Here is a 23,852-nt window from a genome sequence, read left to right as displayed (position 1 = left end):
AGTCATATCCAGGAGACCACGAATGACGCCCGAGAAAAAGAAGGACTACTTCGAACACTTAAAAAAAATACGTCTGTGGGCAGACCGATTTCCGTGCCATCAAAATAGATTGCTACACCGCCATCGACACCGGCCTTTACCCATTCGCGTTTGGCGACGGGGCGGAGGTGAAGGCGCGTTATGCGCTCACATGCAAGTGGAACGTGACGCATTGGCTGATCACAAATCCCACCATTCGACGACGCCCGAACCGGACTAGCGACTCGCAATTGCCGTGAAGGTGATGATCTGGCCGGCCAGCAACGACGTCGTCTGCTGTATCGCTTGCCTATCATAGTAGGTCACTATCCTTCAACTACGGGCCCGATTTGCGGACGGGGCAGCGCTGAGCAACCTTGAAACAATCGGCCTGCTAAACGCTGTTATCGCTACAAAACGCCGGACAAACGGCGAGGTTGGCACCCTTGTCGCCTCGACGTGACAAGACACGTGACGCGAACACGAATCCCCTCAGAAAACTCGGACAGTTTTTAGTTCATTGACTGCCGCTCCCGGTGACATAGAACCAAGGTCCAATACCCGCCGGCGTGCGCAAAGCCTATTCTTGGCCCGAGGTACTTTTCTTCGGAGATTGCCATGACAACATCAACGGGCCTGTTGACGGCTATGGTCCCTTCGGGCGGTTCGCCGTTACCTTCGATCTTGAGCCCGCTTCGTCACATCTCCCAGAGCCGACACGTTTCCTGCCGCGACGTACAGATTGACGCGCCTGCGCTTCGAAGCGCGAAAACAAGGTGAGGTGAAAAAATGAAAACGTTACCGCTTCTCGTCGTGGCCGTTGCTGTGTCAGCCTGTGCAAGCCAACCCACGCCGCCGAGCGCACAATCGCTTGGAGAAAGCCAGCAGTCAGTCCCTGCAGTCTCGCAATGCATCGCCCAGAAATGGGCAAACCAGTCTCAACAGACGGTCATATCGCAGGTGATTGCGGCGAACAACCAGGCGATGGACGTCTATGTCCCGGGGCAGCAGCCTCCGAATGGCGCAGCCGCTCTCGTGCGGCCGTCGTGGACGGGTAACAGCAAAACGTGGGTCGGTTCTCGCGCAGGCAGCGGGACAGGCGGCAACACCGGTGGTGATGTTAGCGGCTGCCTCTAGGCAGCGGGTCAGTCTGCGTTACTTCGTTGTTTCGGCCGATGTGGACAGCAGTTCCTGCGTCAGGCCCAAATCTGCCGCACTTCGATCGAGGAGGGTGTCATGAACCGCCGTACCTTCTTTTCGCTGAGTGCCATCGCACTGGCCAGTTCGCTGGCCGCTTGCGGCTCGACCTCGAATCCGACAGAAGCGGCCAATAAACGCCATGAAATCGATACCGGCGTCGACGGCGCCCTCCGCAAACTGTACAGTTCGACGCCGGGCGCGCAGGCGCAGGCCAGCAAGGCCAAGGCCATTCTCGTCTTTCCGTCAGTGATCGCCGCGGGCCTGGTGGTCGGTGGGGAATATGGCGAAGGGGCGCTGCGCGAGGGAGGCTCGTCCGTCGGCTATTACAAGACCAGCACCGCCTCGTTCGGCTTGCAGATTGGCGCCCAGTCCAAGGCGGTAATCCTGATGTTCATGACCCAGGACGCGCTCGATAAATTCCGGACGAGCGACAAGGGCTGGACAGCCGGCGTGGATGGCTCGGTGGCGGTGGCGAAGACAGGCGCCAACGGTACGCTTGACACTGCAACGACGAATTCGCCGATCGTCGGTTTCGTGCTGACGAACTCCGGCCTGATGGCCAATCTTAGCTTCGAAGGCACGAAGATCAGCAAGCTCGACATCTGATACCGGCACTGTAGCGCATGACTATCGAGGCGTCGTTCCAGCACGTGCGCAGGGATACCATGGTTTAAGGAGTTGACATGAAGACCTGGATTTTCCTTGTAATGGCCGCTGTCGCCATGATGGTGCGACCGGCATTGGCCCAGCCACAGACGTCGGTGGAGGCCACAAAAGGTGCCGGCACGGCCACCGTGACCGGAACGGCGAAGGTCACAGCCACGGTCGTCGAAATTGACCCAGCCACCCGGACCGTTACCCTGAAGGACAAGAACGGCCACATCGTTGACGTCGAGGTGGGCGAAGAGGCGCGCAACTTTGGCCAGCTCAAGGTGGGCGACGTGGTCACAATCGAATACCGGGAAGCGATGTCGCTGACTCTCTCGAAAACGAGCGGCCCGCGTTCCGCCTCGGAGCGCACGATGGGACAGCGCTCCTCGCCCGGGGCCAAGCCTGGTGGCACAATCGGTCGGGAAATCACGGTCATGGCCGATGTTGTAGCGTGAATGCGAAAGCGAAGACCGCGGTGGATGTGATCGTCGAAGACCCCGAGCAGATGAAGAATATTCGCAAGGGGGATCAGGTTGAGGTCGTGTACACGGAGGCGGTTGCGATATCCGTCACGCCCAGCATGAACACGTAGCTGGTCGATGAATCGACTTCTTTTGGAAGTGGACGGACGCAGTGGCATGGTTCTGTGCCGGAAACCATGGTTAGGCGCGTGCCCAGGATTGTCGCCGGCAGATTCTCGAGGTGGCCTGCCAGGAGACAAGTTATGCTGCTCGCACCGATTACCCAACGGGTGTTATCCAGAGAATTGCTCGATGTACTAATCCGGGCTGGACTCGTTGCTGTTCTGGCCATTTTCTGTTTCCGGATATTCTTCCCGTTCCTCAACCTCATGATCTGGGCGCTGATCCTCGCGATCACGTTGTATCCGCTTCAGGTCGGACTTCGGCGTACCCTCGCCGGCAAAGATGGTCTGATCGCCACGCTGATTATCCTCATCGCGTTCGGTGTCATCCTCGCGCCGACATATCTGCTGGGCGTTGCGGTAGCCGAATCGATCGATAATGCAATAGCCGTTTTCAAAAGCGGCACCTTCAGCATTCCGCCCCCCGCCGATTCGGTGGCCAGTTGGCCGGTGGTTGGGCAGCGTGTGTATGACTTCTGGCAGCAGGCCGCGGTCGACCTTACGGGTCTCGCGCTAAAGTTTGCTCCACAACTCAAGGACACCGGGCTCGCTCTGCTCGCCACGGTTACCGGTCTCGGCGCTGGGCTGCTGCTGTTCTTCGCCGCCCTGATTGTGGCCGGCATCCTCATGGCCCATGGCGAGACAGGCCATAAAAGTGCGGTGGAGATCGCCTCGCGCATCTCCGGCCCCGAAAACGGCCCGCAGATCGCCGAACTTTGCACATCCACTATTCGTGCGGTCGCCCAGGGCGTGGTCGGGATCGCATTCATCCAGATGCTACTTATTGGCGTCGCGTTCGTCGTGATGGGTATTCCGGGCGCGGGTCTGCTCGCGCTCGCGGTGCTGCTGCTTGGCATCATGCAGTTGCCTGCCACCCTGATCACCATTCCGGTGATTATCTTCGTGATTGCCACGCAAGGCGTGAGCGCAATCACGATCGTCTTCTCGGTCTATGTGTTCGTCGCGGGGCTTGCTGATAACGTGCTTAAGCCCTTGCTGCTGGGCCGCGGTGTCGCCGTGCCGATGCCAGTGGTGTTGATCGGTGCGCTCGGAGGCATGGTCACGGGCGGCGTCATTGGCCTGTTCATCGGACCTGTCATGCTCGCGGTCGGGTATCAACTGTTCTGGCGATGGGTAAAGGATCAGCCGAGGCCGAAGCAGTTAAGAGAAGATCAGCGCGTCTGATGCTTCCGGGGCCGATCGTGTCTTCTGCGGCACTGCACGCGCGCCGTTACTGGCTGCCGTTCGCCGCCAGTTGCCTGAGCGCGTGCATGCGTGTCGGCCCCGACTTTCACCCGCAGCATGAGAGCTGGGCTGAGCACTGGAGCAGCGCGTCAATCGAGCAGGTCACCCAGCAGGCAACACAGCCTGACATCCGGCAATGGTGGCAGGTATTCGCGGATCAGAACCTCGAGAGTCTGATCGCACAGGCCGATGCGAATAACGGCGACGTGAAGATTGCAGGACTGCGCGTGCTCGAGGCGCGCGCGCAACTGGGCATCGCGGTCGCAGGCCGCTATCCGCAGGTACAACAGGCCAATGCGGAGGCCTTGTACTCTGCGGGCAGACGCTCGGATGGTTTCAACTCGCGCTCGGGCGGATACTGGCAGTATGGCGCGGGCTTTAGTATAGGCTGGGAGCTGGATTTCTGGGGGCGTTTCAGTCGCGCAATCGAATCTGCCAACGCCTCGTTTTTCGAGGCGCAAGCCAACCGCGAAGACGCGTTGGTTCTGCTGCACGCGCAGGTCGCCGACACATACTTCACGCTACGCACGGCCGAGGCCCGCCTGCGCATCGCGCGCGAGAACGCGGGGTTGCAGAAGCGCAGTTACGAGATTGCGCTAAAGCTCTTCAAGAGCGGCGAGACCGATGAACTCGACCTTCAGCAGGCGAAGACCCAGTATCTCGGCACACTGAGCAGCATCCCCGATTTTGAAAGCCAGATCGTGCTCGCGCATCATGCGCTATCCGTGCTGCTGGGGCGGCCGCCAGGCCCATTGCCGGAATTGAATGCGCAAGCGGGCAAACAGGAAGTGGTGCCGCTCGTCGATCGGGTCGTGTTGCAAGACGTCCCGGCAGAGCTGTTGCTGCGCCGCCCCGATGTACGCGCGGCCGAATTGCAGATGGCCGCGCAGTCCGCGCTCATCGGCGTGGCGGAGGCCGATTTTTATCCGTCTGTGTCGTTGCTGGGCTCCCTTGTCTGGAGCGCAGGTTCGCTCACGGGCGCAGCGAGCACGCTAGCCGTGATCGCCGGCCCGAGCGTTACATGGAACCTGTTCGATCACGGCAAGATAACCAACAACGTGCGCGTACAGGACGCCCGGCTGCAGGAGCTGGCTGTCGCCTACCAGAACACCGTGCGCGAGGCGGCCCGCGAGGCCGACGACGCCGCCACGGCAATCATCGCTGCGTTGCAGCGCGACACGATCCTGAACGACGCGCAAGGGGCCGCGGGGCGCTCGCTCAAGCTTGCCAATACGATCTACCGGGAAGGCTACTCGGACTTCCAGCGGGTCCTCGACGCGCAGCGTGCCCTGTTCGCACAGCAGGACGCTTACATCGTCAACCGTGGCAACGCGGTGGGCAGTCTGATTGCGCTCTACAAGGCGCTTGGCGGAGGCTGGTATTCGGAACAGCCGCTCGTCGACCCCGCGACGCGCCAGCAGATGCGGCAGCGCGCCGACTGGGGCGATTTGCTGGACGAGCCGAGTGCTCCACCCGCCAACGCCGGGCCAACTGAAGGTGCGTCCCGATGAGCGACAAGCCCGAGCCCACCCCCGCCACGCCGCCGCCTCCGCCGGTGCCTGACGCCGATCCGTCGGGCAGAGCGGTGAAATGGGTCGTCTGCCTGATCGTCGTCAGCCTGATCTGGTATCTGTTCGCCGATCGCTTTACCCCTTATACGCAACAGGCACGCGTCCAGGCATACGTCGTATCCGTCGCCGCCGAAGCATCGGGGCGAGTGACGCGCGTCCTCGTGCATAACAACCAGGATGTCAAACCGGGCGACGTACTCTTCGAGGTCGATAGCGGGCAATACCGGATCGCCGTCGATCGCGCCCGGGCCGAACTCGAGTCGACGCGCCGGCAGGTCGGTGCGAGCACGGCCGGGGTCGATTCGGCGCTCGCATCGTTGCGCGCGGCCGTCGCGAATGAAGTCAAGGCACGCCAGGACAGCGAGCGCCTTGAACGGCTGTATCGTGACGATGAGGGCACCGTCTCGCTGCGGCGCCTTGAAGTGGCGCGCGCGACGCATGAGCAGGCCCAGAGCCAGGTTGCCGCTGCGCGTGCCGAAGTGGAACGCGCTCGCGAGCAGCAGGGCGGTAAAGGGCAGGAGAACGCGCAGTTGCGCGCCGCTGCCGCAGCGCTCGAGAAGGCGGAACTCGATCTTGCGAATACGCGAATCAAGGCGCGCTCGGGCGGCGTCATCACGGATCTGCGCACGGAGGTCGGCCAGTTTGCAGCGGCAGGCAATCCAGTCATGACGCTGATTGCAATCCGCGACGTGTGGGTCAGTGCAGATATGACCGAAAACAATCTCGGGCATCTACGGCCCGGCACGCCCGTGAGGATAGCGCTGGACGCGCTGCCGGGCGAAGTTTTCGGGGGACGGCTTCGCAGTATCGGCTATGGCGTGAGCGTGGGGCAGAGCGCGCCGCCCGGGGGGCTGCCCACCGTGCAGAACAGCCGCGACTGGCTGCGCCCCGCGCAACGCTTTCCGGTCATCGTCGAGTTCGACCCGGATGAGAGGGCGCGCCTTCACAACGTTCGTGTCGGTGGGCAGGCAGAGGTGATGGCGTTTCCAGATCCGGGTAATCCGCTCAATCCGCTGGGTCGCCTGTTTCTGCGCGTGATGAGTTGGGTCTCATACCTTTACTGAATGGCTAACTACTGCATCTATGGAACACAGGCTAGAGCTTCTCGGTCCACGTACGCTACGCGTTGCCACAGGGACGGCACTTTGCCTGACAATCAGCTTCGCGCTGGACCTGTCGGTCCCCGTCATCGCGCCGGTGTTCGCCGTTTTTCTTCTTGCAACGCAAAACCGCCCACTGTCGTTCAAGGCCGGCGTAGCGTTCGCGCTGATCGTGGCTTTGACCACGGGCAGCGGCTTGCTCCTTGTGCCGTTGCTTCGCCATTACGCGTTCGCTGGCGTGATGCTGGTTGGCCTCATGCTCTTCCTCGCGTTTCGTTATGGTTTGCGCGGCGGGAATAATCTGATCTCAACCTTTCTGGTGGCCGGCCTGACGATGATCTCCGCTGCCGGAACCGCTGATTTCCAGTCGGCCGTGACGGTGGTTGGCGCGCTGGTGAAGGGCCTTGTGCTCGCCGTGCTGGTGGCAGGATTTACTCACGTGCTGTTTCCCGAGCCCGTGAGCACGTGGCCACAACCTGCCGCTCAGGCCATGCCCCACGGGCAGGCGGCGCGCATCGCTCTGCGCGCCGCACTCGTGGTCATGCCAGCATATCTGCTCGCCATCACCGATCCAGCGAGCTACATGCCGATCATCATGAAGTCCGTCAGCCTCGGTCGACAAAGCTGCATCACGACGGCCCATAGCGCAGCGCGCGATCTGATCGGCTCCACGTTGCTAGGTGGCTTGTTGGCGATCGTGTTCTGGCTTGCCCTCAGGCTCTTTGTGGACCTGTGGATGTTCTTCCTTTGGATGCTGCTGTTCGGCCTGTTGGTGGGTCGCAAGCTCTATCGCATCAGCACAACGCGTTACTCATCGAGTTTCTGGCTGAACAGCCTCGTCACCATGATCATTCTGTTGGGCCAATCGGTGCAGGACAGCGCGGCGGGAAAGGACGTCTACACGGCGTTCGCGGTCCGTATGGGACTCTTTGTGGCGGTCACGGTCTACGCCAGTCTGATGTTGCTGATTTTCGAGCGAAGCCACCGCGCGCGATGACGCTGCGCGCAGCCGCGCCTCAGCCCAACGCAATCATTGGGTCCCTGCTGATGTAATCCCGAAAGCGGGTGGGGCTGACGTTCACCCACGTGTAACAGGTGAGCACAATGTAGGAGGTACCTGCAATGGGAAATGCGACAAGCGACGCGGTCGTCCGCCTGCGGGCACGTGAGATCTTGCGGGAATCCGGCCGGACTCTTTGGTACCTGCGTGCAATCCTGGCTGGCCTTCTGGTGCTGTTTGTTTTGCTAACGGTCGCAATGTATTACATGGGGGACCCCGTGGAGACGGTGAAGCGAACGGCTTCGACGATGGAGGAAACCTTGTACTTCTGCGCGATCACGGCGCTGACCATCGGATACGGCGACGTGGTCCCTACCTCAACGTTTGGCCGGATCGATGCGATATTGCTGGGCCTGATCGGCATGGTGTTCACGGGGCTGGTCGTTGCTGCGGCCGTGCGGGGCGTGCAGGAAGCTGCGCGACGGGCGGCGGGCGTTGTCGCAGATGCCGGCAAGCAATAACCACTGTGCTGTCTGAGCCGCTGGCCGACCTGCCCGATGCACGGGAGGAAATATCCGAGAGCACTGCTAACGTCGCGCGCGTGGCAATATCCGGCGGAAAGCCTTCGCGCCGCGCATGCGGGCCTGAGGCCAATCGCCGATTGCAAATTAAAACCGTCATTGTGCGGAGGTCGTTTCAATACTAAGCGAACGACGGCTTTAGCCGACCAGCCAATTTGGTGGACTGAATGGCCTCGACACCGGCAACGAATCGTTTATGGTCGGTCGTCCTCGTTTTCCGCCAGTCGGCGGAGCGCGTGGTGAATTTCGGCAACATTGGCTCGGTTGCACGATCGGTTGCAACAGGCTGCTCGCCGCTTCACATCTGCCGGAACAGGTGTGCATATTGTTTGCTCACCGCAACTGCGGCGCTGTGGCCGCGCAGCTTGAGTGCCATTTTTCCAAATGCGTTGACCGAGGCACCCTCCACGTGGTCGACGTTCACGACCGTGCTTCTATGCACCTGCCAGAACCGCGCCGCGTCCAGTTGCGCGCACAGCTCCTTGAGGCTCATGCGGATCAACAATTCGCCGGTGCGCGTGGTGACGATGACATATTTGTCCGCAGCCTCAAAGTACAGCACCTCTTCCACTGGCACCATCCTGATCTCGCTTCCGCTCGAGGCACGCACATAGCGTAGCGTCGCACCGCGTCCATTTTCCTGAGCGCGGCTCTCCAACTGAACGCTGCGCGTCATCTGCTCCAGTTGGCCAAGCAGGCGTTGCAGATCAGCCTGCACATCCATGGCGGGCGCCCGATCCGTTGAGGTGTCCGCAAGTCGTGGGCGTAACCTGTCGACCGTGCGCGCGAGCCGTGCCGTATCGACAGGCTTCAGAAGATAGTCGATGGCGGCTGCGTCGAACGCATCCAGCGCGTGTTCGTCGTAGGCGGTCACAAAAACGATCTGCGGCGGCGCCGCGAGATTGGCGCACGCTCGTGCAACGTCGAGACCCGTCGCGCCCGGCATCGCGATATCGAGGAACGCAACGTCCGGTTGCAGTGCGGCGGTTCGCGCGATGGCGTCCTGGCCGTTGCCGACCGACGCGATTATCCTCAACTCCGGCCATGCCGCTGACAGCTCCCGCTGAAGCGCGGCCGCGATGAGCGGTTCATCCTCCGCGATCAGCGCAGTCGGAGCGCACGTGTATTCACGCGAGCCAGCCTTCTTGCGTTCATTTAATGCGGCGATACATGGCTGGCGGATCTTCATGGTTTCGCCGCGCCCCCGATAGGTGAGTCGGCGATTGGAAGCTGCACCCTGGCAACCACGCCGTGCGGTGCGTTCTCGGTGATGGTCAGCGAGGCACGCTCGCCATAGAGTGCGCATAACCGGCTGCGCACGTTTGCGAGTCCAATACCAGTGCCCTGTGTCGCTGCCGTCGCACCGAAGCCCGGGCCGGTATCTGCGACAGTAAGTTCGAGGTGGTGATCGCCGCGCCTTGCCGTCATGTCGATTCGTCCGCCTGCGACCGTGCCCTGGATGCCGTGCTTCAGTGCGTTTTCGACGAGCGGTTGCAGCAGCATCGGTGGCACCGCGAGATCGGCGCAGTCGGAAGGAAGGTGCAGCGAATAAGCGAGCCTTGCGCCCAGGCGCATCGCGTGCACGGCGAGCATCGAGTCGAGCACCGAGAACTGGACTGCCAGTGTCTCGCTTTCGGTTCTCGATGCTTCCAGCGTCGCCCGCAGGAAACGGTTCAGGCTGCCAAGCAGTTCTCGCGCGCGCGGCGCATCTGAAACGATCAGGCTATCGAGTGTCGCCAACGTATTGAAGAGAAAGTGTGGCTCGATCTGCGCCTGCAAAGCTTGCAGATGCGCGCGCAGCGCCGTTTTTTCGGCGGCTTCGCGCAGCCACGCAGTGCGAGCCACCTGCTCGCTGAGGCCCGCAATGCGCGCTCGCGACCAGCCGTACCAGGTGCCGAACATCGTCGCAACCAGCGCGATCCAGCCGGTCGTGGCAAGTTCTTTGGCGCCGAACGTCCTGCCGAAGTCGAGACCGAGCAGCGCGCTCGCGAGAGCTCGCCCGATCGCGGCGCCGACGATGATGGCGACCACCATCATGACCGCAAGCCTGGGCAGGGTGAGCGCATCGCGCCGCTCAAGGCAAAAACGGCCGATGCTGAGCAGCAGCATGATCGATAGCCCGATCGCCTCGCTAAAGACAAGATTTCCTCCGAGGCCTTCTCCCGTGCCCACCGCAGTCAGCCCAACCGCAATCAACGCGTTGCCTATGACGACGAGGATCGCTTCGCGGGCCAATTCGGCTCGCAGTTGTTGCGCCGGGGCGCTTGCCCCGGTGGAGATATTGGGGAGTTCGACGTTACTACCAGGAGTCATGCTATCCATCCGGTCAAGATGATATCCAGCACGCGGTGCGGCGTGGCGACCGCGGCGATACCGGCCACGACGAGGCCGATGAACGATCCGCGCATGGCGAGGCGGTGACCGCGAATGTTGCCTTGCCGGATAGCCCAGATAGCTCGCCCGACGCTGACGAGCGTCAGCAACGACAGCGCGTGCACCCACGAAAAATGCCCCGGGTTCAGTTTCTGGATGCCGAAGGAACCGAGAGCGGTCGCGAACATCGCCACCGCCCAGAGACGACCGAGCCACTTATGGCGTGGCGTGCCCTTTTCGGCCACAAAGACTGCTGTTCCGAGTATGACAGAAAGGGTTGCAACAGCGATATGCACGGCGATGATGGTAGTCACGATTGTCCTCCGCAGCAGGGTCATCTGACCCAATGGCTGCCAGTGTGCGCAGTCGTGAGCTCGTTCTCGACAGGCATGCGACAAAACGTGCGAATGGCGGCGCGAGCAGCGTTTTCAGTGGTGCGTGTGGTTCAGGGAGAGGCGCGCGGCCGGCAGTCTGAGACAGAAGCTGCCCCTTCGGAAGTCGCGTGCGCAGGCAGAGCGCCGCAGCGAAATGCCGATAGCGCTCAGCGAAGCTTCCAATGAAATCGTCGGCGACGGCTATCTCGGGGTGTTTCCACGTTCCGCACAATGCCCGGGCATCATCAGTCACCGTCCCAAGGCAGGGCTTGATGGACCGTTCCCAAATGCGCGGGGACGAGCCCAGCGGGTCGCCGACCGGAGCTTTCGGGGACGTATATTTCCGCGTGTTGCAACCTCGACGACACGGCCAGAAGCAGTTGTGAACACCGACAGACAAAGAAAGCAGAGCCGCGACTTTCTCAAAATCATCGGTTGAGTTCCGCCGATCCGATTGTTTTGTTCTGATCGACCGCCTAGATCACGACGACGAACTTTCCCTTTGCCTCATTGCGCTCCATCAGTTCGTGAGCCATCGGCACATCACTCAGGCCGAAAACGCGCGCAGGTCGCCCTCGGTATTGATTCATCGACGCAAGGTCTACGATCTGCTGCATGGGCACTTCTGATAACGGGAATTCGGGACTCCCAAACATGAAGCTGCCAAAAAAACTCATGTGGACGCCGCTCGGCATCTGCCCAAGTGGATTGAACCCGGTGAGGGGCGCCAGGCCACCAAGAAAGCCTGCGAGGCACACTCGGCCACCGCGACGGGTGGCGCGCAAGGAGTCAAGGACCGTACTGTTTCCGACAAGGTCGAGAACGGCATCAGCCTTGCCGCCTGGCCAGTCATGTGCGGCAAGCAGATCGCCTGTTGTCGTCACGACGTGTGTTGCGCCCAGCGAACGGAGCAACGTTTCATTGTCCGAGCGACGGGTGGTCGCGATCACATCGGCACCAAGTTCGCACCCTATGTCGATGGCTGCCTGCCCGAGGCTCGAGGTGCCTGCGCGCACGACAAGCCGCTGTCCGGCCTTCAATTCCAGATTCCGCCGAATGCAGGTCCAGGCAACCGCATAGGCTTCCGGCAGCGCCGCGAGAATGTCCCAATCGAGCGTCGTTTCAACGGCGACAACGTTGGAGGTCGGTACAGCGACGTACTCGGCATAGCTACCGTTGATCGTTCGTCCCATTCCCCCCATCAATGCCATTACCGTCTGTCCTTCGCGGTGCACGCCAGTCGTGTCCGATACAACCGTCCCAACGCATTCGATGCCGCCAATTTCAGTAACGGTCCCCCACAGGCCGCGGCGCATATAAAGCTCCGCACGGTTCAGACCGAATCCACGGACGCGAATCAGGACGCAGCCGGGTTTCAGCAGAGGCTCTGGCACCTCGACAACCTTCAGCACTTCAGGACCACCGAATCTACTGCGCACGATTGCTTTCATGTCGACCTCCCTCGTTGGAGAGCGAATGGTAGGATCGATCTTGATCTCAAAAAAATTACTTTGTTTCGACAGACACTGAAGCTTGACCCTACAATGAATGAACCTACACTGTTTCAGCTGCAATGCTTCGAAGCGTTGCTCAACGAGGGCAGTTTTGCGGCGGCCGCAGCGCGCCTGAACCGCACGCACCCAACGGTTCACGCGGCTGTTACTGCGCTGGAAGCGCAGGTAGGCATGGTCCTTCTGGACCGAACAGGCTACCGGGTCTCGCTGACAGCGCATGGCGCGGCGTTTCGCCCCCGCGCGGTTGCCTTTCTGCGTCAATACGAGAGTCTGCGGCGCGAAGCGGCGCGGCTCGCCGCAGGACAGGAAGCCGAGCTACGCGTGGTCGTAGGAGACCTGTGTCCATTGCCCGAAACGTTGGGCTCGCTGAGGCGGTTCTTTGAGACCAGTACCGGTACGCGCCTGACGTTGTTGTTCGAGGCCATCAGCGGTCCCTGGGAACGGCTACAACGTGGCGAGTGCGATCTGTTCTTTCACCACCTCGACAAACCGACGCCAGAAATAGAAACAATCGAACTTTTCGAGGTTCAGCTCGTGCCGGTTGCGGCGCCGGGGTTCCTGCAGCAACCTACTGACGGATCGATCACGATCGATGACCTGCGGCCGTACGTTCAGTGCGTCATTCGTGACACGAGCAGGGAGCCGTCGGACGCGAGCTACTACCTGATCGAAGGCGCGCCGACCTGTACCGTGCCTGACCAGTTGATGAAGCGCGAACTGATTTTGCAGGGACTGGCGTGGGGCCACATGCCGTCTCACCTGATCGCTGACGATCTGACCGAGCACCGGCTGGTGTCACTGGAAGGGCCGTATCTGCGCGGCGGCGCGCTCACGCACTATGCGGCGCGTCGGCGCAAGGCTTCCCATGGGCCCGTCGCGCAGACGCTATGGAAGCAGTTGCAGGATCAGAAGATTCGCTGAGCGCGTGAGACGGAGCGCTTGCTGGCCCCCTTTGAAAAGCGATGACGAGTGGCAAGGAGCGCAATCAGTCGCGTCTCGCATTCGGAAAACGAGTACAGGCGCCGCTGCGCGATCATGAAGGTGAGGGCGCGCATGTGCCATGCGCGCCGTTGGAGTTCGACAAGTGCCTGCGCTGGCGACAGCGAGATCGGTGGAACGGCTGGCACTGCTGCGGCGCTGACAACCGCCCAATACACAGCTTCCTGTCAAGCTGCGGTAGCGGCATGCGACTCTTCAGACAGGCTTGCCGACGGCTATCTGACGAATGCAGCAGCTTGCCACTGCAGTCCGGCGCTACTGCAATGTGGATTGTCCACCGCCAACCCGAATCCCGCGCTCTGCCTGCCTGCGGCACAGGTGACCACGTTGCAGAAGTATTTGTCGTCAATGGCGCGCTCCGACGGTACCGTCATTTACAGCGGATTCAACTGGTCAGATTACTCAGCGTTTGGAGGGGCCTTCAGGTCGCCTGGTGGTGTCTTTCGTTTTTGGCGACAGGCGACCAGTCGTGGCTGACTCCGGCGAAGCAGGCAACCTTGAACCCCAACACCGATTACGGCATTATCGGCCTGGGCCTGAAGCAAACCGGCATCGACAACGACGTGCAATCGATCGCACAGTTCGTTGCTTCCGGGAAGAAGTTGACCTCGTGGCAAGACATTGGCGATAACCTGCTGCCGCCAACGAGCACGAGAGGAATGACGCGAGGATGACTGCAATCGCTCGAACGATGGGATTGTCCAATCCGACGACTAACACCAGGCTTTTCCCCATGCCCGCGAACCCGCATGCCGCAGGGCAAGACGTCACGCAGATCGATTGGCCGGGCGCAATTATCAAGTGGGTAGAACAGGGGGAGGCGCCCCCGCAACTGACTTACACTTTCCGAACGAACGCAACTGCTTCACGCAGTCTGCCTGTCTGCCTTTACCGCAAGGCACCGCATTACAATGGCAGCGGCGACATAACTTGCGCGACTAACTACACTTGCACATGAGCTTGACGCTTCAATAAGGACAACTAGCAAGAACAGTTGCGCAAACGTGGAAGGCCCGCTATCGGGGGCCTTCTTCTCGTCTTTGCCGGCGCATTGGGTAGTCGACGCGAAGCGCATCGAGTAAGCGAAGCACCGATCAATCCGTTCGATCGATGATGACGACTCCCTCAATCCGAGGCCTTCCATGCGGACAGCATTTCAAGGGCGTTGGCGTAGTTGCCAGTAGCCTGGGCAGTTCGCAAAAACTTGGCGCGTTCCACGATGATTTCCTTGGGCGTGGGCTCTGCATGCAAAAGGGCGAGCGTCTCGTCAAGGAAGTCTTCGAGGGGCATGGCCTGTTCGTCACTTTCCTGACCGAACAACGTGGTGCGCACGCCAGGGGGCACCAGCTCGATCACGCGCACGGGACTGCCGGCGAGTTGAACGCGCAATCCTTCGGTAAACACATGAACGGCCGCCTTGGTGGCGCTGTAGGTCATGGCGATGGGGAACGGAACAAACGCCAATGCGGAACTGACATTGATGATGATGCCATCGTTTTTCCGGACAAGTTGCGGCAAGAACGCATAGGTCATGCGAATGGTGCCCAGAAGGTTGATCGCGACCGACTCTTCCGCACGCTTCAGTGAGTCCGGCTCCAGAACATTTTCGCTCAACATGATGCCGGCGTTGTTGATGACGACATTCAGGTCGGGGTAACGCTCGGCTGCCAGTTCGCTCGCCTGGACGATGGACCCGGCGTCGGCCACGTCGAGTTCGATCGCCTCGACACCCGGGTAATCCGTGGTGATCTGCTCAAGCAGCGCCTTGCGTCGGCCTGCGACGATAACCCTGTTGCCCGCCTCGTTAAAACGCACCGCCAGACCGAGCCCTATGCCCGAGGTGGACCCAGTGATGAGAATCGTATTGCCCGAAGTCTTCATTTGTGCCTCTCGAGATCGATGAAACCGATAGAATGTCAAACGGACAGGTGTCCGCTAAAACGAAGCGTACCGGACAATTGTCCGTTTGGCAAAATACTTCGGGGGGCAAATGACACGGCCACAAAAGACGGATCGCCCGGCGCGCGCGGACGCGCTGCAAAATCGCGAACGCATTCTGGCGGTCGCACTCGCGGAATTGACCGTTTCGGCAGACGTGCCACTGAGCACGATCGCGAGGAAGGCTGGCGTCGGGCAAGGGACTTTTTATCGCCATTTCCCGACGCGGGAGACATTGGTGATGGAGGTTTATCGCTACGAGATGTGGCAGGTCGCAAACTTCGCGGAGCACCTGCTTGAGACGCGCTCGCCTGACCAGGCATTGCGGGAGTGGATGAAGCGCCTTGCCGAATACGCGATGACCAAGGCTGGCCTGGCCAATGCAATTCGCGAGGTATCGTTGATGCGGGACTGTCCGGGAAAGGCGGGCTATGCCCCAGTCGTCGCTGCGGCCCAATTGCTGCTCGATGCGAACGAGAAAGCTGGAACCATCCGGGCCGGCGTGACCACTGACGACTTCTTCCTGGCAAGTGCCGGTATCTGGCAGATCGATTTCAATGACGAGTGGCAGCCGCGCCTTGCCTGGCTCATAGACTTCGTGATGGCAGGACTGCGCACGGTCGCGCCGCCACGGCCCGTTTCTCAGTAGCCGTTACCCTCGGCACGTTTGCGCCTCATCTCGGCCCACCCGATTAACGCCTGCATCGACGGCCCGAGCGCATATCCCATATCGCAAAGAGCTCGTACTCTGCTTCGGCGGTACTTGGGGATACACCGTTCGCCGCACGATGCCGTCTTTCTCCAACTGCTTGAGCTGCTGAATCAGCATTTTCTGGTTGGTGCCGTCAATCAGCTTCTCCAGATCGGAGAATCGCAGCGGGCCCCCTTGCGGCAAACAGCTGGCAAATGATGGCGATCTTCCACTTGCCCTCCAGAAACCCGGAGGGCCTCTGTCGTCGCCGCGGCCCATTCAAGCCCCTTTTTGGGATCTTCGCAGTTCCATTCACGCTCTTCAGACACAAACACCTCGGTACGCTACTTACTTTTTAGTCGGTATTTGCCATTACCACATAAGCCAGCTAGAGTGGGTGCTGCATGCGACATTGAGGATACAGCCATGAAAGTCGGGATCGTCGGAACGGGAAACATTGGCGCGCTTTCGCCCGGAAGTTAAGCGCGGCAGGCCACGAAGTCCGCGTCGCGAATTCTCGTGGCGTGGATGGTGTTCGACAGGTCGCCGACGAGATCGGCGCGCAGGCCGTGGATGTTCACGGTGCGGTCGATGGCGAGGAAGTCATCATCCTTTCGATTCCGCGGCCCGCCGTACAGGCGCTTCCTGCGGATTTGTTTCGTTCCCTAGCGGCTGACGCGATCGTCGTCGACACTGGCAACTACTACCCGGACATGCGCGACCCGCACATTGCAGGAATCGCGAAGGAATGCCCGAAAGCGTGTGGGTGTCCCGGCAGATCGGGCACCCTGTCATCAAGGCATTCAACAACGTGCTGGCCTACACGCTCGCAGAACTGGGCCAGCCGGAGGGGACGCCTGGCCGCCTCGCCGTCGCCGTGGCGGGGGATGACCTGCGCTCCAGGGAAATCGTGATGGAGCTGGTGAATCAGACGGGCTTCGATCCGGTCGATGCGGGTTCGCTCGCAGAATCCTGGCGCCAGCAGCCGTCAACTCCCGCGTATTGCTGCGACTACGATGCGGATGCCATGCGCAAGGCGCTGGCTGCGGCCGCTCCTGGGATTGCGCCCAGGATACGTGACCGGCTGCCGGAGGTTTTCGCCAGGCCCGGTCCCAATCCCGCCCACGCCGATATTGTCGCCATGAACCGTGCGACCAACGTCGTTGTCAGCGTACCGGCGTCCTGACCTGGCCTGGTCGTCATCACGAAGCAAATATTGGCAACGGGTAGCCGAGGCACGATGACGGGACAAACGGTGATGGCATGCATTGCGGGAATGGCTAGAGTCCGCAACCCGGTGCATGGCGTATGTGTTCGCTGCTGAGCGCGCAGGAATCCCTGGAGTCGAGCATGGGGCGATCCGGAGGATCGCGTGAACCTGACGCAGCGCATGCAATTGCACGACTACAACATCGTGGTCGAAGCGGCAATGGCCGGGCAGGGCATCGCCATGGGTCGCCATCGACTCATTTTCCGCAGCTGGCGAGCAAGGCACTCGTGCAGGCGCCACCTGAAACCACACTGGATGGCCCTCGAACCGGATAGTGGCTGGTCACCCCCAAGCGCTCGTTGGGCGATGCGGCGCCGTTATTTGGTGATTGGCTCACACAGGACGCCGCACGGGATCCGTCGGATTGCATGGATCAGTCTGGCTTATCGGTGGAGACAGGAAAATTGACTGATCGCGCCACGGTCGATTCAATAGCATGGCAGTCTCCTTGTTCTGACCGGATACACCGGACATGACCTCTTCGATTTCCACTTTGCCAATGGGGCGTCCGACCTCATGGTCCAGGTATTCGGAGATCCGGGCCGCAATGCGCGCAGTGCCGTCGGCGTCGCGTCGCGGCCCTCGGGTGTGGCCGTCGAGGCAGAAGCCGTCACCGCGCTTACTCAGGCGTGAACCCAACTGGCGTCATAGGAACAACCATGTCTTCACCTCTCTCCCTTGCTGCCGTGGACGGGCTGCGCGCCCTGACGCCGGGTGCACAAGGCACCATACATTTCAACCACGCCGGCGCCTCGCTGCCGTCTTTGGCCACGCTGGAGGCAATCCAGGCGCAACTGTGGCGCGAAGCCACGATTGGGCCAATTGAAGCCGGTGCGGTCGGCCGCGAACACAGCGAACGCGCGCGGTTATTCGCGGCTAGGCTGCTGAACGCAAGACCGGCCGAGATCGCTGTGACTACAGGGAATTCGCCCGGTTGGGGCGCTGCATTCGCGGCGTTGGGCCCGTGGCGACCAGGCGAGCGGATCCTGGTCGGGCGCCATGAGTGGGGCGGCAATCTGGCCACCATGCGCCTTGCGGCGCAGGGCGCCGGTGCGGCGATAGAAGTCATACCATCCGACTCTTGCGGGACTGTAGATCCCCGCGCGCTGGAGGCGATGCTGGACGAGCGAGTGCGCCTGATTGCACTAACGTGGCTGCCGGCGAACGGCGGTCTTATCAATCCGGCCGCTGCGATCGGGCGCGTAGCGCGCCGTCACAGCATCCCGTACTTCATCGATGCCGCGCAAGCAGTGGGGCAGCTTCCTATCGACGTGGTCGAGGCGGGCTGCGATATTCTCACCGGTGCCGGCCGTAAGGCACTGCGTGGTCCGAGAGGCATGGGCCTGTTGTATGTAAGACAGGACTTTTTGTCACGTCTGGCACCCGCATTCGTCGACACGCGCTCCGCACCGCTGAATGCGAGCGGCGATCCTATCCTGCGGAACGACGCCGGTCGGTTCGAATCATCGGAAGCATCGCTGGCGCTGCACTGCGGACTCGCCAATGCGTTGCGGGAAGCACTGGAGATTGGGATTGACACTATCCGCGCACGGATCGACAGCATCGCAAGGACGTTGCGGACACAACTGGCGGATATCCCCGGTGTGACGGTGCTGGATCAAGGCATCGAACGATCCGGCCTGGTGGCGTTCAACGTGCACGGACTGGACCCCCTGTCAGTGCAGCGCAGTCTTACGGCTCAAGGCATTACAATCGGTAGCAATGGTGTGGGCTATACACCGTTGGACATGGAATTCAGGGGCCTTAAGCAGATCGCGCGCGCTTCTGTCAGCTACCTGACCACTGAGTCCGAAATCGGCAAACTGCTGGAGGGAATACGAGCACTGACGCGCTAGCAATCGATCTACGCCCGGATGCGCAGCCGGTGCAGCCTCTTCGTGACCTTCGGCGCAAAGGCTTTTAACGGGCTAATTGTTGATGTGCAGCGAGGCGAATTTCCAGCACGCCGGCAGGTACCCGGCGATGCGCCGGACGTAGCGAGTCGACCAGTCAGCTCAGGGGGGAGTGTTCGGCAGCAATGTCTTCCCGAAGCGTTGCGTGCGTCGGCTCGCCGACCAGCAGTGAGCGCGTGCGTGCGCTGGACGCAGGGGCGTCGGCACCGAAGAACATGCCGAGCCAGTCGAAAATGAGCCTGGGCGCGCTCGGCCGGAATTGATTCCACTCGTATCTCAAAGAACTGTCCCAGCGCCGTCGCGATGTCACGCGTGATGACCCCATCTTCAGCGACGGCATGCAGCACGCTGCCAGGTGTCGCTTTGTCGATCGCGAGTTGCACGGGCTTGCTAGCATCGAGCCGGTTCACCGCTGGCGAGCGGTTCAGGCCCTCGCCGATGTAGTCCGACATGAGTTTGTCTATGTCCAGTTCGGAACAGGCGTCTGCGACGACGGGCGCGGCGTGGCGCGTCGATGGCGGCGTTGTGCGCTCTATCTCCTGATACATTGGTTTCGGCGCGCGTGAAATGGTTGACGTCTGGGTCCGGTACGTCTCATTGCGCTGGTGAACGTCGGTTTTCAGGCTGACCGACTGTCCCGTGTGGGGTCGGCCTCAGCCGACCGCGCAGTTGTCACGCGCTCCGCTCAACCCGAAACACCGCTACGGTCTCCTTCATCTTGCGCGCCTGCAGGTCGAGCGATTGCGCGGCAGCCGCGGCCTGTTCGACCAGCGCCGCGTTCTGTTGCGTAGTCTCGTCCATCTGCGCGACCGCCCGGCCGACCTCATGGATGCTGCGACTCTGCTCGTCGGACGCTGCCGCGATTTCGCCTACGATGTTGGACACGCGATGAATCGCGTCCTTGATGTCTGCCATCGTCGCGCTCACCTTACCGGCCTGCTGCGTGCCGCCGTCGATGATCGCCGCCGACGCCGTAATCGTCTCCTTGATTTCCTTGGCCGCGCTCGCCGAGCGTTGCGCGAGATTGCGCACCTCGCTCGCGACGACCGCGAAACCGCGTCCTTGTTCGCCCGCGCGCGCGGCTTCGACCGCCGCGTTCAAAGCAAGGATGTTGGTCTGGAATGCAATGCCTTCGATGAGACCGGTGATCTCCGAGATCGTCGCCGAACTGCCGCTGATCTCGTCGATCGTGCGCACCATGCTTTCGACTGCCGCATTGCCGGTGTCCGCGACTTGCGCGGCCCGCGCCGCGAGTTCGCTCGCGTTGCGGGCGTTGTCGTTATTGCGGCTGACTGTTTGCGTGAGTTCAGACATGCTCGCCGCGGTCTGCTGCAACGACGCCGCCTGCTCCTCCGTGCGCGAGGACAGATCGATGTTGCCGCTCGCGATTTCCTGTGACGCAATGCTGACCGACTCCGCGCTTTCGCGCATGGTGCCGATCGTTGCCGCGAGCCGCTGGCGCATGTGGGCGATCGCGCTGAGGATGCTGCGCTCCTGCACGTGGCCGGCGCCGAGCCGATCGCTCAGGTCGCCGTCCGCGATCGTCTCGACGATTCGCGCAACTTCGGCGGGCTCGCCGCCTATTTGCCGCACTACGGCGCGCGTCATCAGCACGCCAAGAGCGATCGCAACCGCGACGCCGCCGAGTGCGCAACTCGCGATCCACCACGTCACCGAGCGGACCGCATCGATGCCTTCTTCGACGCGCTGGCGCGCCAGTCCGTCACGCTGGTCCGACAGCTTGATCATTAGCGTGCGCAGCTTCACGTGCAGCGGATCGGTGGCCGATCGAAGTTCGGCGAGGGCGCCCGTCTGGTCTCCCCGGTCGGCGAGTGCCATCACCTTCGCGACCGAACTTGTGTAGGCCGGCCACGTCGCGTCGAAATCACTCAGCAACGCGCTCTGCGCGGCGGTGCTCGCGTGTTTGCGTTCATAGTCGAACGCGGACAGGATCGCCGCTTCGCCGCCATGATTGAGGCGCACCGTATCGGCGCGGCCAGCCGTGTCGGCGTTCAGGATGTACGAGTACAGACGACGGAAATGCGAGGCCGCCTGCCACGCGGCGGTGCCGTCGTTGCGCACCGGCACGAATTCACTCTCGTACATTTCGGTTTGCATGGTCGCGACCTCGCGAACCTTGAGGATGCCGACGATGCCGACGATCGCCGTCACGAGTGCGCACAGCATCAACGAGCCGACGAGCTTGTGGCTCAGTTTGAGATTGGAAAACCACTGCATTTGGGGAACGTCTCCTTCCTGATAGGTGGCGGGCGCCGCGACCGTCGTGTTTTGATTTCCACGGCGGATGCATCGGCGTCACGTCTGCATATCGGCACGCGGCGGGTGCGACTTGATGGTTGGGCAACGGGAAAGCCGGGGCGGCCTGCACACGAATCGTCGGTCTGATCCGACCGGATCAGGCAGAGGTGGGCCACGAGCGGGCACTCGTCGCCAGTATTCAGATCGTTGACGAAAAACGCACCAAGTCTCAGCCAGCTTGCGCTGCGCTGCGCGGCGCGCAAGCAATCGTGCTGGTGTCGCACATTGCGCGGATCGGGCCGCAACAACGGTCTGCAACGCACGCATCGGCGCCTTTTCTGGCGTTTTCATGGACCGCGGGCCTTCCTGGGCTCGATCATGCGCCGCCAGCGCGGGGCCACCGACGTCACGCGGGCAATCCACAAAGATCACGTGAAACATCATGAGATCGACAGTCTCTGACTGCCTCCGTGAATTCTGCCGGCGGCGTCCCTCGCGTCCACCGTCATTCCTATCTGTCCTGCCATTTGAATAGAATCGTTGCACAAGAGACCGATGGTCTGTTAAATTGCAGACTGGCGGTCTTTTATATTCCCTGAGGCCGCGGACGCGGTCAACCATGGCTGCCCTCGGCGGCCGGCACAGTCACCTTCATGCAAAGGCTACCGGTATGGCATCTGATAACGATTCATGGGTTCTCGTCACAGGCGCTTCGAGCGGATTTGGCGAGGAGTTTGCGCGCCAGTACGCGGCCAAGGGGCATTCATTGATACTGGTGGCACGCCGCCTGGACAAGCTCCAAACGCTAGCGGAATCCCTGCGCGGGACGTACGGCGTCAACGTGCTCGTGGAGCAGGTTGACCTTTCCGACATTGACGCCATTGGTCGGTTGCACTCGCAGCTGCTTGACCAGGGCATCGCCGTCGACGTCCTGATAAACAACGCCGGGCATGGATTGCAAGGGCCGTTCCTCGATGCGCCGCTCGATGCGATGATGGGCATGGTGCAACTGGATATTGCCAGCCTGACTGCCATGACGCGTTTGTTCGGGCAGGACATGCGTCAGCGAGGCCGTGGCAAAATCCTGCTGGTAGCCAGTCTCCTGGCTCATTACGGCGTGCAGGACATGGCGGTCTATGGTGCGGCAAAGGCCTATGTTCTGCGGCTTGGCGACGCGCTGCACCGCGAGTTCAAGCAGGACGGCGTGACTGTTACTTCGCTATGCCCGGGCATTTCCGACACCGGATTCGCTGAAGCGGCCAAACAAAAGATTACGTTCGCGTTGAAGCTGCTCATGATGAAGCCGGAGCCTGTCGTGCGTGCCGGAATACGTGCGCTGCAGGCGGGGCGCATCAGCGTCGTCCCTGGCTGGGCAAACAAGTCAGCGGTGGCGATGATCTGGGCGACGCCTCGCTGGATACATCAGGCGATCATCGCCCGACTCATGAACAGTTAGCGCTTTCGCGGAACAGCTTTTCGGATTCTTCAAGGATGACGACATCGACGTATTTAAGGGCGCGCTCCGCCGAACAGAAGGAAGAGCGCCGGCGGCACCTGCTTGACGCCGCGAGATCGCTGCTGCTCGAAATCCCGGACGTGCACGACCTCGGCATCAACGAGCTGGCGCGGTGCGCGGAGATGACCAAGTCGAACGTGTATCGATACTTCGAGAGCAGCGAAGCGGTTTTGCTCACCGTGCTCGTCGAGGAGTTCATGATCTGGCGCACGGAACTCCGCGCAGCACTAAGCCGAGGCAGACGTCGCGGAACCATCGAACACATCGCGCGGGCGTTCTCCGCAACCGTGTCAGCGCGCCCGCTGTTGTGCCGACTTGTCAGCGTCTTCCCGTCGATCCTCGAGCGCAATGTTTCGGCCGAGCGCATGGTGGGATTCAAGCACGGGCTGCTGAACATACGAAACGAGACGGCGCTCGACTTTCACAACTGCATGCCGTCCATCTCCGCATCCGCGTTCGAGAAATTTATTCACCAGGCGCTGCCATTGCTTATCGGGCTCTGGCCGCTGAGCAATCCGGGCACGGTCGCGGCGGAAGTGCTGGCGCGCCCCGATCTGGCAGCCCTGCGCTACGATTTTCGGCAAGATCTGGAAGAGGGGCTACTGATGCTCCTGCGTAGTCGACCCAGTTAGTAACCGCCAGACGATCTATCGCCGCGATGGGCGATGCTGCTAACCACCTTCGGCTTTCACAGCCGGACCAGGCGGCGTTCGGCTGTTCGCCGTCGTCCACGCATCGTTTTCGAGCCGCGAGTTAGCTTCTGTCGGAGCCATGGAGACGGCCAGAGCGTATCGGCTACGAAGGTGATTGCGTTTCCGCGTAGCCACCGTACGAATGGCCGTTCCAACTCGGCAGCCGAACGTCCGCAAACGCCGAACTATGCGCGTAGCGCGTCGGTCAGATAACGGACCAATGCAGCCGTACCAACGGCAGGTCGCCCGCTCGCTGAACGGCAGGTTGTGGCCGAACCGTGCGCTATGCGATTCGCGTACCAAG

Annotated in this window: 23 protein-coding genes and 4 pseudogenes; 19 read left to right on the top strand and 8 right to left on the bottom strand. The window is 61.4% G+C overall.

What is annotated here, in order from left to right; translation table 11 throughout:
- The first annotated feature begins 807 nt into the window (after positions 1-807).
- The 8 genes and pseudogenes from BGRAMDRAFT_RS35635 to BGRAMDRAFT_RS25045 all read left to right on the top strand — a co-directional run bounded on the left by BGRAMDRAFT_RS35635 (position 808) and on the right by BGRAMDRAFT_RS25045 (position 7,949).
- A complete protein-coding gene (locus tag BGRAMDRAFT_RS35635) occupies positions 808-1,155 on the top strand; it encodes a hypothetical protein (protein ID WP_006051678.1) in 348 nt (115 codons plus the stop codon).
- A 99-nt stretch (positions 1,156-1,254) separates the two neighbouring features.
- The gene (locus BGRAMDRAFT_RS25075) at positions 1,255-1,824 is read left to right on the top strand and encodes a BPSL1445 family SYLF domain-containing lipoprotein (RefSeq protein ID WP_006051677.1); all 570 of its coding nucleotides are present in this window, start codon (positions 1,255-1,257) and stop codon (positions 1,822-1,824) included.
- Positions 1,825-1,901: 77 nt separating this feature from the next.
- A pseudogene (locus tag BGRAMDRAFT_RS25070) lies at positions 1,902-2,461 on the top strand (hypothetical protein).
- Positions 2,462-2,593: 132 nt separating this feature from the next.
- On the top strand, positions 2,594-3,697 hold the full coding sequence (locus BGRAMDRAFT_RS25065; protein WP_006051675.1) for an AI-2E family transporter: 1,104 nt from the start codon (positions 2,594-2,596) through the stop codon (positions 3,695-3,697).
- Complete coding sequence (locus tag BGRAMDRAFT_RS25060; RefSeq protein ID WP_006051674.1) at positions 3,697-5,268, top strand: TolC family protein; 1,572 nt, start codon at positions 3,697-3,699, stop codon at positions 5,266-5,268. Before BGRAMDRAFT_RS25065 ends, BGRAMDRAFT_RS25060 begins: the two co-directional genes overlap by 1 nt.
- Entirely contained in the window at positions 5,265-6,392 is a 1,128-nt protein-coding gene (locus BGRAMDRAFT_RS25055; RefSeq protein ID WP_006051673.1) for an HlyD family secretion protein, read from the top strand. The genes BGRAMDRAFT_RS25060 and BGRAMDRAFT_RS25055 overlap by 4 nt, the downstream gene beginning before the upstream one ends.
- Positions 6,393-6,411: 19 nt before the next feature.
- Positions 6,412-7,425: a DUF2955 domain-containing protein gene (locus BGRAMDRAFT_RS25050; protein ID WP_006051672.1), complete on the top strand. Its 1,014-nt coding sequence runs from the start codon at positions 6,412-6,414 to the stop codon at positions 7,423-7,425.
- 125 nt (positions 7,426-7,550) lie between these two features.
- Entirely contained in the window at positions 7,551-7,949 is a 399-nt protein-coding gene (locus tag BGRAMDRAFT_RS25045; protein WP_006051671.1) for a potassium channel family protein, read from the top strand.
- 358 nt (positions 7,950-8,307) lie between these two features.
- Here BGRAMDRAFT_RS25045 and BGRAMDRAFT_RS25040 read toward each other — a convergent pair whose 3' ends face one another.
- The 4 genes from BGRAMDRAFT_RS25040 to BGRAMDRAFT_RS25025 form a co-directional block, all read right to left on the bottom strand.
- Positions 8,308-9,198 (bottom strand): LytR/AlgR family response regulator transcription factor, encoded by an 891-nt coding sequence (locus BGRAMDRAFT_RS25040; RefSeq protein ID WP_006051670.1) that lies wholly within the window; start codon positions 9,196-9,198, stop codon positions 8,308-8,310.
- Positions 9,195-10,322: a sensor histidine kinase gene (locus tag BGRAMDRAFT_RS25035; protein ID WP_006051669.1), complete on the bottom strand. Its 1,128-nt coding sequence runs from the start codon at positions 10,320-10,322 to the stop codon at positions 9,195-9,197. Before BGRAMDRAFT_RS25035 ends, BGRAMDRAFT_RS25040 begins: the two co-directional genes overlap by 4 nt.
- Positions 10,319-10,696: a DUF2306 domain-containing protein gene (locus BGRAMDRAFT_RS25030; protein ID WP_006051668.1), complete on the bottom strand. Its 378-nt coding sequence runs from the start codon at positions 10,694-10,696 to the stop codon at positions 10,319-10,321. The genes BGRAMDRAFT_RS25035 and BGRAMDRAFT_RS25030 overlap by 4 nt, the downstream gene beginning before the upstream one ends.
- A gap of 536 nt (positions 10,697-11,232) precedes the next feature.
- Positions 11,233-12,207 (bottom strand): zinc-binding dehydrogenase, encoded by a 975-nt coding sequence (locus tag BGRAMDRAFT_RS25025; RefSeq protein ID WP_006051667.1) that lies wholly within the window; start codon positions 12,205-12,207, stop codon positions 11,233-11,235.
- A 93-nt stretch (positions 12,208-12,300) separates the two neighbouring features.
- Between BGRAMDRAFT_RS25025 and BGRAMDRAFT_RS25020 the strand changes: the two genes are divergently transcribed.
- Complete coding sequence (locus tag BGRAMDRAFT_RS25020) at positions 12,301-13,191, top strand: LysR family transcriptional regulator (RefSeq protein ID WP_006051666.1); 891 nt, start codon at positions 12,301-12,303, stop codon at positions 13,189-13,191.
- On the opposite strand, the pseudogene BGRAMDRAFT_RS35630 reads toward BGRAMDRAFT_RS25020, so the two are convergent.
- Positions 13,176-13,355, bottom strand: a pseudogene (locus BGRAMDRAFT_RS35630) (LysR family transcriptional regulator); the annotation flags it as partial. The gene BGRAMDRAFT_RS25020 and the pseudogene BGRAMDRAFT_RS35630 sit on opposite strands and share 16 nt — an antisense overlap.
- Between BGRAMDRAFT_RS35630 and BGRAMDRAFT_RS36195 the strand changes: the two are divergent.
- From BGRAMDRAFT_RS36195 to BGRAMDRAFT_RS36190, 3 genes are read left to right on the top strand one after another with little or no spacing between them, the layout of a single operon-like run.
- Positions 13,306-13,746, top strand: coding sequence for a tannase/feruloyl esterase family alpha/beta hydrolase (locus tag BGRAMDRAFT_RS36195; protein WP_082367259.1), 441 nt, complete (start codon positions 13,306-13,308; stop codon positions 13,744-13,746). The pseudogene BGRAMDRAFT_RS35630 and the gene BGRAMDRAFT_RS36195 sit on opposite strands and share 50 nt — an antisense overlap.
- Before the next feature lie 20 nt (positions 13,747-13,766).
- Positions 13,767-13,943, top strand: coding sequence for a hypothetical protein (locus BGRAMDRAFT_RS25015; protein WP_157140668.1), 177 nt, complete (start codon positions 13,767-13,769; stop codon positions 13,941-13,943).
- Positions 13,940-14,227 (top strand): tannase/feruloyl esterase family alpha/beta hydrolase, encoded by a 288-nt coding sequence (locus BGRAMDRAFT_RS36190; protein ID WP_006051664.1) that lies wholly within the window; start codon positions 13,940-13,942, stop codon positions 14,225-14,227. The genes BGRAMDRAFT_RS25015 and BGRAMDRAFT_RS36190 overlap by 4 nt, the downstream gene beginning before the upstream one ends.
- A gap of 167 nt (positions 14,228-14,394) precedes the next feature.
- Here BGRAMDRAFT_RS36190 and BGRAMDRAFT_RS25010 read toward each other — a convergent pair whose 3' ends face one another.
- Positions 14,395-15,150 (bottom strand): SDR family oxidoreductase, encoded by a 756-nt coding sequence (locus BGRAMDRAFT_RS25010; RefSeq protein WP_006051663.1) that lies wholly within the window; start codon positions 15,148-15,150, stop codon positions 14,395-14,397.
- A gap of 85 nt (positions 15,151-15,235) precedes the next feature.
- Here BGRAMDRAFT_RS25010 and BGRAMDRAFT_RS25005 point away from each other — a divergent pair, with 85 nt between their 5' ends.
- Positions 15,236-15,856 carry a TetR/AcrR family transcriptional regulator gene (locus BGRAMDRAFT_RS25005; RefSeq protein WP_269745265.1) on the top strand — a complete coding sequence of 207 codons (621 nt, stop codon included), beginning with the start codon at positions 15,236-15,238 and terminating at the stop codon, positions 15,854-15,856.
- Between the two features lie 3 nt (positions 15,857-15,859).
- Here BGRAMDRAFT_RS25005 and BGRAMDRAFT_RS36020 read toward each other — a convergent pair whose 3' ends face one another.
- Positions 15,860-16,036 (bottom strand): winged helix-turn-helix transcriptional regulator, encoded by a 177-nt coding sequence (locus BGRAMDRAFT_RS36020; protein ID WP_322789600.1) that lies wholly within the window; start codon positions 16,034-16,036, stop codon positions 15,860-15,862.
- Between the two features lie 371 nt (positions 16,037-16,407).
- Between BGRAMDRAFT_RS36020 and BGRAMDRAFT_RS35625 the strand changes: the two are divergent.
- The 4 genes and pseudogenes from BGRAMDRAFT_RS35625 to BGRAMDRAFT_RS24990 form a co-directional block, all read left to right on the top strand.
- A pseudogene (locus BGRAMDRAFT_RS35625) lies at positions 16,408-16,605 on the top strand (NAD(P)-binding domain-containing protein); the annotation flags it as partial.
- Between the two features lie 41 nt (positions 16,606-16,646).
- Positions 16,647-17,084 (top strand): NADPH-dependent F420 reductase, encoded by a 438-nt coding sequence (locus BGRAMDRAFT_RS35620; protein WP_006051661.1) that lies wholly within the window; start codon positions 16,647-16,649, stop codon positions 17,082-17,084.
- A gap of 579 nt (positions 17,085-17,663) precedes the next feature.
- A pseudogene (locus tag BGRAMDRAFT_RS33970) lies at positions 17,664-17,801 on the top strand (RidA family protein); the annotation flags it as partial.
- A 26-nt stretch (positions 17,802-17,827) separates the two neighbouring features.
- Positions 17,828-19,024 carry an aminotransferase class V-fold PLP-dependent enzyme gene (locus BGRAMDRAFT_RS24990; protein WP_006051659.1) on the top strand — a complete coding sequence of 399 codons (1,197 nt, stop codon included), beginning with the start codon at positions 17,828-17,830 and terminating at the stop codon, positions 19,022-19,024.
- Between the two features lie 729 nt (positions 19,025-19,753).
- Here BGRAMDRAFT_RS24990 and BGRAMDRAFT_RS24985 read toward each other — a convergent pair.
- Positions 19,754-21,319 carry a methyl-accepting chemotaxis protein gene (locus BGRAMDRAFT_RS24985; RefSeq protein ID WP_006051657.1) on the bottom strand — a complete coding sequence of 522 codons (1,566 nt, stop codon included), beginning with the start codon at positions 21,317-21,319 and terminating at the stop codon, positions 19,754-19,756.
- 691 nt (positions 21,320-22,010) lie between these two features.
- Between BGRAMDRAFT_RS24985 and BGRAMDRAFT_RS24975 the strand changes: the two genes are divergently transcribed.
- The gene (locus BGRAMDRAFT_RS24975) at positions 22,011-22,796 is read left to right on the top strand and encodes an SDR family NAD(P)-dependent oxidoreductase (RefSeq protein ID WP_006051655.1); all 786 of its coding nucleotides are present in this window, start codon (positions 22,011-22,013) and stop codon (positions 22,794-22,796) included.
- Positions 22,797-22,831: 35 nt separating this feature from the next.
- Entirely contained in the window at positions 22,832-23,488 is a 657-nt protein-coding gene (locus tag BGRAMDRAFT_RS24970) for a TetR/AcrR family transcriptional regulator (RefSeq protein WP_006051654.1), read from the top strand.
- The last annotated feature ends 364 nt before the right edge of the window (positions 23,489-23,852 follow it).

This window comes from Paraburkholderia graminis C4D1M, assembly GCF_000172415.1.
Classification (GTDB): Bacteria; Pseudomonadota; Gammaproteobacteria; order Burkholderiales; family Burkholderiaceae; genus Paraburkholderia; species Paraburkholderia graminis.
This window is presented reverse-complemented; position numbering and strand designations above follow the sequence as displayed.